Source organism: Calothrix sp. CBUCES-K 9914, assembly GCF_059640475.1.
The window spans coordinates 1-13,371 of the sequence record NZ_JBXXZH010000246.1 but is presented as its reverse complement, the minus strand read 5'-3'; the positions used below and the strand labels follow the sequence as shown (position 1 = coordinate 13,371).

Genomic DNA, 13,371 nt, shown 5'->3' with positions numbered 1-13,371 from the left:
TGCGCGAAACCCTTGATTTTTCAAGATTTTTAGGGAACGAATCAGCCCTGCTTAATAAGGGGGGTTGGGGGGATAAATTATCTTATACATTAATCTAAATAAAAGGTTTATAAGGGTAGAGAGATTTTGCAGCAGCTAAACGAACTTCTTCGTTTTCATCATAGATTAATTGTGCTAAAACTTCTTTGGACGTATTTTTATTCTCTGTCACCGCACCACGAATATCATTAAGTCTGTCTTTTGCAAGTTGTTTTAAAGTAAATTCTGAAGTTTGGGTATTACAAGCAACCAAGTAACGTATTTCATCACCTTTGTCTTTTGCTAAAAAATCTAAAGCCTTGCTTGGCACCTTTTGATTCCTTGCTAAATTTAAACGTACCATATAAGCTTTGTCGTGAGCTAATATTTCCAATATGTCTACTGGAGTATTAGGATTAGATGCTACAGCCGCGCGTATTTCTTTATGTTTATTATTATAGAATTTTTTCAAAATATAAATAGGTATATTTTGATGACGTAAAGCAAGACAAGAAACTTCTCTATCACTCTTTAAGGCTAAAATTTCTAATATATCTTTAGGAGTATTAATATGTTTAGCAATTATACGTTGAAAAGTTTTATTACAATGTGCAGCTAAACTTCTTATTGTATCGCTTGGAGTATTTGGATTTTCAAAAACTCTGCGACGTACACTAAAAATATCATCTTGAGACAGTTTATTTAAAATTTGAACTGGAGTAGAAGGATTTATCGCTATAGCAACACGCACTCCCGGTTCTTTATCTTCGGCTAATTTCATCAAAAAACTTAGAGGAATTTTAGGACTTATTGCTAAAGAAGCCCGAATTTCTGCTTGAGAACTATTAAGTGCCCAGGTTAGGAAAAATTTAGGTAGCTCGAATTGTTGAAAGATATACTTGTTTGATTTATATAAGTCTTCAAAAAAACATGGATTTTCAAGTATTAATAGAGAAAGAGTAGGGTTATTTAATACATAATTCGGCGCCTCAGAAAATAACTTTATAAGTACATCTACTGGTGCATTAGGATTTTGAGCAACAGCAATGCGTGTTTTTACCTGGCTACTTATAGCTAATTCTCGCAAACGTTCACCAGGTGTAGTTTCATCTAGCGCTTCTTTCAAACTTTCTCTCATAGTAATGGAATCACAAGTACTATCTATATGTACTTATTATTCCCTACTTAAATAAAAAAATTACCTTTGTGACCTTTGTGTCTTTGTGGTTTAAACTCTTTTCTCTGTTAACTCTGTGTCTCTGTGATAAACAAATTAATATACTGTTGTAACGGGTATGGTAGACAGCTTAAATGAGCAAGCAATTAACATCACAACAAGAAGCTTTATTTTTAGAATATCAGGAAAAGTAATTTTGTACAGCTATGCACCAGTATTGTTTTCGATTGTGGCTTTCCGTCGAACTATAGCATTCCGTTCTTGAGTTATAAAAAATTAAACTTATGTAATGAACCACAAAGGCACAAAGGACACAAAGGAAGAAAAAGAAGATACAGTTTTAAAATTTTACGAATGATTTAGGACTGCTATAGACCACTTATATTATGTTACAACACGGGTGTTATATCTGGAATATCTAAGTAAAAACTACAAACAAGACTATATATAGTAATAAAAATAACAATTTTTTCATTCCTCTTGAAGAGGACTTTTGCTATTAGCATAGGGGTTTTCAACTAGGGTGTTGACTCTAATGGTTTTTGGGCAATTTTCACTCATGCATAATACGTGTTTTATAGTATCAGCGCTAAAACCTTATAAAATAAGGGTTATAGAGCTTTTATTTCAGACACAAAAACTGTATGAACTTTTAGGCGCCCGTTTCCCACAAAGTCAACACCCTAGTTTTCAACCCTATGCGGGTCAGAACGTAGCGAATAATTTACAATTCCTGAGTATAATTTGCTTAAAGAGAATTTTTGGTACTCTTATATTTGAAACGGGCAAGGATGCCCGTTCCACAAGAAGTATTTTACAAACTAGACAGAGGTTGTGCGAACTTCGGTTGCTGCTAACAATTCTCTGACAAGTCTTACCGCTGCTTTTTGGGCTATTTGAGCAGTTATTTGCTGCCCTAACTTTTGTACACCAGGGTTAAAAAGTATCTGGGTAAGTTGCGGCGCCAGTTGGTTGGCATCAAACCCGCGCGTTTCTTGTAAAATCTTGGCTATATTCTTGATGTGTTCCAACGTTTGCTGCTGGTCGGTGTTGGCAGCAGGCACCTCTGTAACTGCGGTGAGTCCAACTTGTTGACGCAATAAGGAAGTAATATTGTGCAAAGCGTTTTTTCGTAACCCATCGACACTTTTCAATAATTCGTCAACAAGTTTTTCACGAATATACTGTCCACGTTCGGATGATAGAAAGTCAAGTGCTTGGTTGAATACTAAGTTAAAGTCGTACTCTTGGTTCCCGCGCGCGTTCTTTAATAAATTTTCCAAACGGTTCCAACGGAAGCTACCATCTTTAAATAGTAAGTCTCGTAACGAGTTTCTTAACTGTGGCGCCGGGTCGGTTAATAAGCGTTTTGATACATATGGATATGCTTCGCTTAGTACTTTAAAATTGGGGTCGATGTGTATTGCTATACCTTCAAGTGTTACCAATGAACGAATAATGAGCGCATAATAAGGCGGTACACGAAAGGGATACTCGTACATCAATTCTGACAGGTCGTCAGTTATACTCTTGATATTGAAATCAGCAACGCTGGCGCCTTGGGCATTAGCAAAGACTTTTGCAAACGCTGGCACTATTGGTGTAAGGTCTGTATCAGGGGTAAGAAAATCTAGATTGACGTAATCTTGCGCTAAACCTTCAAAATCTCGGTTAACAACGTGAACGATAGCTTCGATTAAACCATAACGTTGTAGTGGCTGAACTTCGCTCATCATCCCAAAGTCGAGATAAGCAAGTTTTCCATCTGGTGTAGCAAGTAAGTTACCTGGGTGAGGGTCTGCATGGAAAAATCCATGTTCTAGCAACTGTCGTAGTGAACACTGTACACCAACTTCGATTAAATAACGAGCGTCAATTCCTTGCGCGCGTAATTCCTCAGTTTGAGTAAGCTTCGTTCCATATATCCATTCCATCGTTAAAACACGACGGTTTGTATACTCCCAATATATTTTGGGAACATACACATCTTTCATATGACCGTAAAGCTGGAAAAAACGCTCTGCATTTTCACCTTCATGGATATAGTCCATTTCCTCGAAGATGCGTTCCCCTAGCTCGTCAAGTATCCCCACTAAGTCACTGCGTACCCGCTTGAAACTCCGCTTTGCCAATGCTGCAATTTTACGAAGTAAATATAAATCTATAGTTATTGCTTCGCGTAAGTCGGGACGCTGAATTTTAACGGCGACTTCTTCCCCACTGTAAAGCTTGGCTTTGTATACTTGTCCTAACGAAGCTGCGGCAATAGGTTGTGGTGAAATTTCTGCATAAACTTCTTCTGGCTTTTGCCCAAGTTCTTCTTCAATAAATCTATATGCTATTTCATTTGGAAACGCTGGCAACTTATCTTGTAACTGCGTCAGTTCTTCTAAATATACAGGTGGCACTAAATCTGGACGTGTTGACAACGCTTGACCAATTTTAATGTAAGCAGGCCCTAACTTGGTAAGCAGTTTCCGAAACTGTACCGCGCGCTTCGAGTCACTTTTAACTTTTACACCCCGCTTTCCATCCCACCATATCCCTAACGCAAACGCGAAAGTCGGCGCCAAAACCTTTAAGATTCGTCTTAACACCTTCAATGGACGTGACTGATAGTAAAGCGCAATGGCATTAGCATCATACTTCAACTGCAATTGGTTATTGGATATTGCCGTTGAATTTGGTAACGCTAACTCTCCTGGTGTACTCTTTAAAGCCAAAAGTTCAACCTCAGTCAGCGCTTCTGGGTGACTGTCTTTTTCAAGTAAGGGGGAAGTGGGAGAAATTATCTTCACGTTCATGAACCTACCGCCACAGCAATTATGTTAATTATTGTAACAATTAATAAATTAAAATTAAGTTAATTACAGCAAGATGCCCTGATATTTCAGCTTAACTCGCGACAATTATGACGACGTACCCAAAAAACCGTCTTTTATATCCTAGCGAACCGATGAAGAACGCGAATGGGGCGTTAGAGATAGAACATCAGGTATAGGGATTTGCACTAATTTTTATATTTTTTCACTGTTTATTGCAGGCAAAGTAAAAGCATACTAGGTTTGGTAAACTCAATAGTACGGGGTGATTCGATGGTTTGATTAGAGTAATTTCTAATGCATCCCTAAAGTTCCCCTTGTCTGCCTTCACGGAGATTAGATTTGGATGTTGCAAGTTCTGCGAATCGAGAATTTTGCCCTCATCGACCAATTAGAACTCGAATTTGGGGATGGGTTGAATGTTCTAACTGGTGAGACTGGTGCGGGTAAGTCGATTATCCTCGATGCAATCGATGCGGTCTTGGGTGGTAAAGTCTCAAGTCGTGTTATTCGTACTGGTACTAATCGCTCTCTAGTCGAAGCTACTTTTATTCCTAATTCGACTTTAGCAGCTTGGTTAAGCGAACAAGAAATTGATTTGATTGATGATAACTGTATAATTGTTAGCCGCGAAATTTCTACTACTGCAAATAATGTTCGTAGTCGGTCGCGTCTCAATGGTGTACTTGTTAATCGTCAGGTCATGACCGAATTACGCGAAAGATTGGTGGAAATTACTGGCCAAGGACAAAGCGTCCTAGTCGGACAATCTTCTCAAGTCCGTGACTGGTTGGATGTTTATGGTGGTTCAACACTTCCCCAGCACCGTAATATTGTTGCAGGTGCATATGCTGCATATCAACAAGCGCATTTAGCTTTAGAACAGCGTCGCACATCTGACCGCGAACGTTTGCAACAACTCGACTTGCTAACTTACCAAGTTAATGAACTTAGTACCGCAAATCTAGATGACCCTGACGAAATGGAATTACTTCAACAGGAACGTGAGCGTCTTACCCACGTTGTTGATTTGCAGCTTCGGAGCTATAAAGTATACCAAGCTTTATATCAAAATGATGGGGATGCACTTACTGTTACAGATTTACTTGGTGATAGTGAAGGCGCCTTAACAGATATGGTTGAGTATGATGCTCAACTACAGCCTTTATTAGATTTAATATGTGATGCTCAAACAGCAGTTTGCGAAGTCGCGCGACAAATAAACGCTTACGGTGAAAATTTGGAAGCAGACCCGCAACGTTTAGAAGAGGTTGAAGAACGAATTCGCGAACTCAAGCAAATTATTCGTAAATACGGCCCGACTCTAGCGGATGCAATTGCCCATTACAATCGTACACAAGCTGAGTTAGCAGCGCTTAACGACAGTGAACAATCTATAGACAGTTTAGAAAAACAAGAAAAAGCTTGTTTAGATAAATTAATTAAAGCTTGTAATAAATTAACTCAACTACGGCGCCAAGCTGGGGACAAATTAGAAACTGAATTAATTCGTGAACTCAAACCATTAGCAATGGAAAAAGTTCAGTTTAAAGTTGACATCAGTCCAATGGTGCCAACTTCTACAGGCGCCGATAAAATTACATTTATGTTCAGCCCTAACCCAGGTGAACCATTACAACCCTTGTCAGAAACAGCTTCCGGTGGGGAAATGAGCCGTTTCTTGCTCGCCCTAAAAGCTTGTTTCTCACAAATCGAGGCGCCGGATACAATGGTGTTTGATGAAATTGACGTGGGTGTATCAGGGAGAGTCGCGCAAAGCATAGCTGAAAAACTCCACCAAATTAGTTACCAACAACAAGTATTGTGTGTAACTCACCAACCTCTCGTAGCAGCAATGGCAGATAGGCACTTCCGCGTTTCCAAAGAAACTGTCAGCCAAGCACGTAAAAAAGAAAACAATGGACATGCAGAAGAACGTACAGTAGTACGTGTTGCCGCACTAGATAACTTAACAAAGCGTCGTGAAGAACTCGCACAACTCGCAGGAGGCAAGTCCGCTCAAGATGCCATTGCCTTCGCAGATTCGTTGTTAACACAAGCTGAAAATCACCGTAAAAAATTGGCAACGGATGCTTAACGGATGTAACGGATGATTTATTCTGCCATCCGCTACATCCGTTGTAATCCGTTGCCATCTTTACAAAATGAAACAATTATCGGAAATTTGGGAACCCTAATGTGTAGTAGAAATAGTGGGCAATAGTTTTAAAAAGTTCCAATGAACGATAAATTGTGCTTGAATGAGCTACTCGAAGAAATTTATCAACAACTATTACCTTTAGTAAAGATAGAAAGTATTCATCCTCACGACCCAGTAGAAGTAAAGTATCTACCATTACCCTGGCACCTTGTCGGTGCTGGTAATTATGCGGCTGTAGTATGTCATCCTGACTACCCAAACCAAGTAGTCAAAATTTATGCGCCTGGAAGACCTGGTTATGAAGAGGAAGTAGAAGTATATCATCGTCTTGGAGAGCATCCAGCTTATTCCAAATGCTATTACGCTAAAACAAACTTCTTGGTGTTAAAACGGTTACAAGGCACTACACTTTATGATTGTATCCAACGTGGTATACGTATACCAACACAAGTTATACGCGATATCGATGAAGCTTTGGAATATGCTACTCAACGCGCGCTCTTTCCACATGACATTCACGCGCGTAATGTAATGATGCACGAGGGAAGAGGTTTTGTCGTTGATATCTCTGACTTTCTTCATCAAGAAACTTGCTCGAAGTGGGACAATTTTAAAAAAGCGTACTACTGGCTCTACCGTCCCTTACTGTGTCCACTTGGTATAAAAGTACCTTATTTTGTGCTTGATATTATTCGCAAAGGTTATCGTGCTTTTTCTACATTCAGAGCAAGTTGTCGTCGGCTGCTACAAAAATTACGTGGTTCTAAATCTTCTAAACATCATAAACGTTTTAGGCGATAGTTGACTTGTCAAGTGTACTTTTAACAGCTATCTGTTGATATCTCAAGTGAGCTTAATATATCTCTCGAAAATAGTAAATATAACCTTAGAAAACGAATATTAGGCTTAATTCACCCCTCAGAAAGATGGAATATACATAATATTTTCTTACTATTTTTATCAAGAGAATATTTAAACCACATGAGGGCGAATAATATGGTACTTCATAAACTTGGAGATTTCGATCCAGATTACCGTAATACTAGTTTTGAAGGAAATGATATCAAAGGGTTGAGTGTATATGCTGATGCTAGCGATGAGAAAATTGGTACTATCAGCGATGTATTAGTAGACGAAGAAGGTCGTTTCCGTTATTTTATTGTTGATTTAGGCTTCTGGATTTTTGGTAAGAAAGTATTGTTACCAGTAGGCCGCTCACGTATTGACCACACTGCTGACCGCGTTTACGCCCTTGGTATGACTCGTGAGCAAGCAGACCACTTGCCAGAATTTAACGACGATTTGGCTATTGACTACGATTACGAAGAAAACGTTCGTGGAGTTTATCGTGGTGGCGCCACTCGTAGCATAACAGAGCCAAGCATAGACCGCACTTCTTCACTTGATGCGTCAACTCCTTTAGACGCAGCGCTTCCTCTAGATGCTTCCGCAGCAGCATTGGGCGGAGCATATCAACCAGCATCAGTAGCTGACTCATACAAAGCAGTGGATACTCCTGTTTATAACCGTGACAGCTACACATATAAAGATGAACCCTCACTGTATGACTTAAACGAGAGCGACCATCAAACCTTACGTTTGTATGAAGAACGCTTAGTAGCAAACAAGCAACGTCGTAAAGCTGGTGAAGTTGCAATTGGTAAACGTGTTGAAACAGAAACCGCGCGAGTAGCTGTTCCAATTGAAAAAGAAAGAGTCGTAGTTGAGCGTGTAACTCCTACCGATGCTGGTAGAACTGTAACACCTGATGCTACAGCATTTCGTGAAGGTGAAGTTGCCCACGTAGAAATTTACGAGGAAACTCCCGACATCCGTAAAGAAACCGTAGTTCGTGAAGAAGTTCGCGTTAGCAAAGTTGTAGACCACGACACAGTAGAAGCAAAAGAAACAATTCGTCGTGAAGAACTAGATGTTAAAGCACCTGGTCTTCCCATCGAAGAACGTTAATTAAAACGTTAACTCGTTGTAAGGACTTCAGTCCTTAAAAACTGGCGCCATTTAGGTTGGCGCCAGCTATCACAATCATAAAACCCTGCTTTTAAATCAAAATCATATTCTTAATCATTAATAAATCGCAACAACCAGGAAACGGAGTCAAATACAAATATGCAAAATTCTCTCTCAGAAAATAATTATATTGAAGATGCTCACATCTCGGATGCTACCTTAACGTCAAATATACAACATCAACAAGTTAGTCAAGAAGAAATAATTCAATTACTTGGAGAACGTTTAATAGTTGACCGCAGTAAGCGTAAAGTCGGAGAAATAGTTGTTCGTAAAGAAATAGAAACTCGAATGGTGACAATTCCCATTCGTCGTGAGAGATTAATTGTAGAGCAAGTAAGTCCTGAACGTAAGGAACTTGCAAACATTGATTTAGGTGAACAACCAATACCCCAACTAGAGTCATTACAAGCTAAATTACCACAAGGTGAACTACCACAAACATCACCAACAGAAGGTGGTTTAACCGTTAGTGGAGAATTTAGCTCACCCAAAGTTGCAAGTTTGCTGCTAAATGCCATAGCACTAGAACGTAATCATGGTTGTCAGCGGATACAGATAACTATTACTGTTGAAGATGAAAAGCTGCAACAAAAGTACCAAGAATGGTTTGCACGCACTTCTATTAATAGCCAAAACAATGGCAATATAAAATAGATAATGCTTAAGGGATAATTAGGTATATATTTTGAATAGCAAATTATCCTGGTAACATTATAATGCGCTTGCTATCGAAAAGATTTTTAAAGCTACAAACAGCAATCCCCCAAACGCGCGTACACATCAAAATATGTGATGGGCATTTTTATTTTGTTGGTTTAGGCACCTGGTACACCTACTGGCGTGACCCCTATCACCTAATGCTGACTATTCCTTGGTTAGGATTTTTAGGTATAATATTATTCTTATATCTAACTGTAAATTCACTGTTTGCGTTAGCATATTTGGTTGGTGGAGATTGTATTCAAAACGCAACAACAGGCTCTTTTAATGATGCTTTTTTCTTCAGTGTTCAAACTTTAGCTACCATTGGTTATGGTAGTATGTATCCAAAAACACAATACGCCAACACCGTTGTCATGGTGGAAGCAATGGCAAGTTTGGTAGGAATAGCTTTGTTAACTGGACTTTCTTTCGCGCGCTTTTCCCGACCAACCGCGCGTATTGCATTTAGTCGGGTTGCAGTAATTACAACGTATGATGGATGTCCAAAGTTAATATTTCGTACCGCAAACCAGCGTCGAAACCAAATACTTGAAGCTCAAATGCGAGTCTACCTAATGCGTGATGAAGTTACGGCAGAAGGGCAGTATGTACGACGCATTTATGATTTAGAACTCGTAAGAAACCATTCTCCTAGTTTTATGCTTACTTGGTCGATAATGCACAAACTTAATCAATCAAGCCCATTATACGGACTAACAGAGGAATCCCTACTCCAAACTAAATCTACAATTATTGTATCTTTTAGCGGTCTTGATGAAACTGTTTCTCAAGTAGTACACGCGCGTCACAATTACTCACCCAGAGATATTTTATGTAATCGACGCTTTGTTGATATTATTCATCATACGCAGCAAGGACATCGATACATTGACTATAAATACTTTCATGATGTTGAACACGATGTTGAACATGACACACTCATAGTATAAATTTATTCTTTTATAAAGAATTAAATTTACATCTCCAGATACTTGTTAAAAGTAGTAGGCTAGAGTAGAGGAGTTTTGATAAAGCTTAATGAATACGGTGTATATCCTAATCGCAGTCATTTTAACGACGGGTGGCGTAATAGGGAGTGTTGGGGAGAGATTCGAGAAACGAGTTCGCAAGCAACGCTTATCGCTATTTTACCTGCGACCAAAACATACTTTACTACTGATAGCATTTTCTACAGGTGTACTCATATCAGCATCGACTTTAGCAGTTGTATTTTGTACAAATGCAGAGTTTCGACACGCGATGTTTCAAATCGATGCTTTACAACAAGATATTGCTAGTAAACAGCAACAGTTGGATGCTTTGACCAAGCAGATACAAACGATACAAAGTAGTTAATCAATATCATTCCATATTCTGCTAAACGAGGGGCAATAAGATTTCAAATTCAGTACCAGCCCCAAGTTGTGAGCGCATCTGAAATTTCCCACCATGTCTTGCTGTGATGATGCGGTAGCTAGCAGCAAGACTTGTTTCTTTGTCCGCGCGTTTTTCGACGGAAAAGGATTCAATGATGTTTTGCAGCGCTTGGTCGGACATACCTGGACCACTATCAGTAATATGAATTTTAACCCAGCGTGATTCTACACCATTGGTTGTATTCGGTGGTAGGGGAATCACCTCGGTTGTAATTTCTATGCGGGGTTTTTCTTCGTGTAGAGTATTATCTAATTTATATTGGTGTCGAATTGCTTCATCTAACAGGGCATCGATCGACCGACTTAAAATATTCATAAATACTTGATTTAATTGTCCTAGAAAGCAATATACAGGGGGTAAAGACCCATAATTTCTAATTATTTCAATTTCGCCTTTAATACGGCTATTTATCAGCAAGATAACGTTTTCGATACAGGTATGCAAGTCTGCTGGTTTTGGGTACACAGCGTCAATGTGGCAAAAGTTCTGTAAGCCAGTGACAAGTTTTTTAAGTCTCTCTGCTCCTGTTCGGATGCTTGTAAGCGACTTGTTCAAATCTTGTTCCAAAAAATCGAATTCTATATCCTCCTTTAAATAAACGATATGCTCCGGGGGTTGTGGTAATTCTCGTGTATAAGCCGCAATTAACTTTAGTAAGTCTTGACTATAGTTTGAGACATGAGTTAAATTACCCCAGATAAAATTTACCGGGTCTAGGATTTCATGCGCTACCCCATCAACCAGGCGCCCCAGACTTGCCATTTTATCGTTTTGAATAATTTGCGCTTGACTACGCTCGTATCTAACCTGCGTCTCGATACCGCGAATTTGCCATGATGCTATATTCAACTCGGAAATATCAAGCAATTTATATCTATTGTCAATTGATTTAACGACTATAGGTTCGCTCAACAGTTCGGGGGAACGTCGCAGCGCTAACTGCATTGCTGTCAAAATTGAAGTCGTCTCTCTTAGCAGTAATATTCCGGTTCGCGCGTAACTGTAAAGAATACTGAGAGGTTGCTCAAAAAAAAGTTCTTTCCCGAACGGACGAATTAGAAACTCTAATAACTGCCGTCGAGATAGCATTCCTATGTAATTACCGTCTTCTAGAAGTATTACTCCCGCTAATTGCGGAAATTTTTCAAACACTTGAGCAACCGAGGCGCCCGTACAGCTAGTTGATACCTCGAATGAGTATAATGACAACTCTTGAAGCGTAGATTCTAGACCGAGGTCGCCTCTACTGCCTTCAATGAGAATTGGGGTTTGTATTTCGGAAACAGATTCTTGTGGCACCTTGACCCTGATTTTTCGCTCTTAAAGTTTCTATGGTTACATTGCTAACTTATTGCTAGCTCTTCCAGCCTATTTCAGTTTCTCCGGAATCGGTATGTGGAAAATAGGGAATAGCGTTTTGCTCCTGCAAAAGCTTAACTAGTTGGACTTCCATGTTTAAAACTTTGTAAATCCAAGGGCAAATTTATGTAAAGTTAACTTTTCCATAAGCAAATCCACCGTCAGTACATAAACATTTTTATTAACATTGCATTTAAGTATAATTACAATAAGGAAAAACTATGCCACCTTTATTGATAATATATTCAGATATCGTTATTAATTTTTAATGTATAAACTGTAACTAAATCTTAAAGATAAAGGTAGTACATAAACTATAATGTCAGAAAAGAATGTAGCTAAAACTACTTTAATTTCCAAGCAAGGCTCTGTTTAAGTTATATTTAATTACCTGCACTTGTTTTTGATCCCCGTTTCGATAGAATAGCCTGGGATAATCATTTTAATCTTAATCTCCGCTTTTATAAGCGCACTATGAATCAACTGAGTAACGGTTTTACAATATTTCTAAGTTTACTAGTCGAGGCGATACCATTCTTGCTACTTGGGGTTTTGTTCTCTAGTGTGCTGCTGTTTCTGGTTGATGAGCGCAAGCTAGTTGAAAGAATGCCAAGAAACCCTTTGTTAGGTGCGTTTGTCGGTAGTTTGGTCGGCTTTTTGTTTCCTGTGTGCGAATGTGGCAACGTTCCAGTCGCGCGTCGTTTGCTGATGCAAGGAGTTCCCACATCCGTAGCTATTGGATTTTTATTAGCGGCGCCAACAATAAATCCGATTGTAATTTGGTCTACATGGACAGCATTTCGTGACCAACCAGAGATTGTATTATTACGTGTACTATTTTCTTTGATAATTGCAACAATCGTTGGTTGGGTATTTAGTTTTCAAAAAGATTTAACGCCAATTGTACAGCCGGCTATCGCACGTTATCTCAAATTCAACCCACCCCCCAAACCTGAACCAAAGCATCTACGTGGTTCGCGACAAAATACCAAAGTTCAAACGGGTAGTTCAACTTTATTACAGTCAGGAACGTATATATTGGGTGGTCAGTCAAGTGGTCAAGTGACTCGTATTGATACCGCAGCACAAGCAGAAACAGCAGTTGCAACAAAACCATTATCCGATAAGCTACAGTTGGTACTGGATAATATAGTTCAGGAACTGCGCGAGTTGGGAGCAGTTATGGTTATTGGTAGTGCAGTCGCTGCGGCAATTCAAGTCCTGGCACCGCGCGATTTAATATTGAGTTTAGGTGCTGGTACAATAACTTCAATTGTGGCAATGCTTGTACTAGCTGTAGTTGTATCGATTTGTTCAACAGTAGATTCATTTTTTGCTTTATCGTTTGCTTCGGCTTTTACCAGTGGTTCATTACTCGCGTTTCTTGTGTTTGGACCGATGGTTGATATTAAAGGTGTTGGTTTAATGCTGTCGATATTTAAGCCAAGAGCTTTATTTTACTTATTCATGCTGGCAGGACTACTTACATTCTTAATGACACTATTTCTGAATTTACACGTCTTCTAACTCCGCTCATCGTAAGGTGCGTGATGCCCTACATTAGTTTCACTTTACGATTGTTATGGCGTCACGCACCCTACCTCTTAACTTTCTTCCTAATGACAAGCACAACAAATACCAAACGTAAAATTTCTCCAAAACTT

At 39.2% G+C, this 13,371-nt stretch carries 9 protein-coding genes and 1 pseudogene; 7 read left to right on the top strand and 3 right to left on the bottom strand.

The features are described 5' to 3' along the window. Positions 1-94: 94 nt before the first annotated feature. Positions 95-1,156 carry a hypothetical protein gene (locus tag AC2JBO_RS35740; RefSeq protein ID WP_496958386.1) on the bottom strand — a complete coding sequence of 354 codons (1,062 nt, stop codon included), beginning with the start codon at positions 1,154-1,156 and terminating at the stop codon, positions 95-97. A gap of 860 nt (positions 1,157-2,016) precedes the next feature. After that, entirely contained in the window at positions 2,017-3,999 is a 1,983-nt protein-coding gene (locus AC2JBO_RS35735) for an ABC1 kinase family protein (protein WP_496958385.1), read from the bottom strand. Between the two features lie 364 nt (positions 4,000-4,363). On the opposite strand from AC2JBO_RS35735, the gene recN reads away from it, so the two are divergent. The 6 genes and pseudogenes from recN to AC2JBO_RS35705 all read left to right on the top strand — a co-directional run bounded on the left by recN (position 4,364) and on the right by AC2JBO_RS35705 (position 10,267). Continuing rightward, on the top strand, positions 4,364-6,115 hold the full coding sequence (recN, locus tag AC2JBO_RS35730) for a DNA repair protein RecN (RefSeq protein ID WP_496958384.1): 1,752 nt from the start codon (positions 4,364-4,366) through the stop codon (positions 6,113-6,115). A gap of 141 nt (positions 6,116-6,256) precedes the next feature. Next, the gene (locus AC2JBO_RS35725) at positions 6,257-6,979 is read left to right on the top strand and encodes a protein kinase family protein (RefSeq protein ID WP_496958383.1); all 723 of its coding nucleotides are present in this window, start codon (positions 6,257-6,259) and stop codon (positions 6,977-6,979) included. Positions 6,980-7,174: 195 nt separating this feature from the next. After that, a complete protein-coding gene (locus tag AC2JBO_RS35720) occupies positions 7,175-8,146 on the top strand; it encodes a DUF2382 domain-containing protein (protein ID WP_496958382.1) in 972 nt (323 codons plus the stop codon). Between the two features lie 270 nt (positions 8,147-8,416). Next, positions 8,417-8,863, top strand: a pseudogene (locus tag AC2JBO_RS35715) (DUF2382 domain-containing protein); the annotation flags it as partial. A 62-nt stretch (positions 8,864-8,925) separates the two neighbouring features. After that, positions 8,926-9,861: an ion channel gene (locus tag AC2JBO_RS35710; RefSeq protein WP_496958381.1), complete on the top strand. Its 936-nt coding sequence runs from the start codon at positions 8,926-8,928 to the stop codon at positions 9,859-9,861. 88 nt (positions 9,862-9,949) lie between these two features. After that, positions 9,950-10,267, top strand: a complete 318-nt coding sequence (locus tag AC2JBO_RS35705; protein WP_496958380.1) for a DUF3084 domain-containing protein — start codon at positions 9,950-9,952, stop codon at positions 10,265-10,267. Positions 10,268-10,288: 21 nt separating this feature from the next. Here AC2JBO_RS35705 and AC2JBO_RS35700 read toward each other — a convergent pair whose 3' ends face one another. After that, the gene (locus tag AC2JBO_RS35700; protein ID WP_496958379.1) at positions 10,289-11,647 is read right to left on the bottom strand and encodes a sensor histidine kinase; all 1,359 of its coding nucleotides are present in this window, start codon (positions 11,645-11,647) and stop codon (positions 10,289-10,291) included. Positions 11,648-12,181: 534 nt separating this feature from the next. Here AC2JBO_RS35700 and AC2JBO_RS35695 point away from each other — a divergent pair. Next, positions 12,182-13,234, top strand: a complete 1,053-nt coding sequence (locus tag AC2JBO_RS35695) for a permease (protein WP_496958378.1) — start codon at positions 12,182-12,184, stop codon at positions 13,232-13,234. The last annotated feature ends 137 nt before the right edge of the window (positions 13,235-13,371 follow it).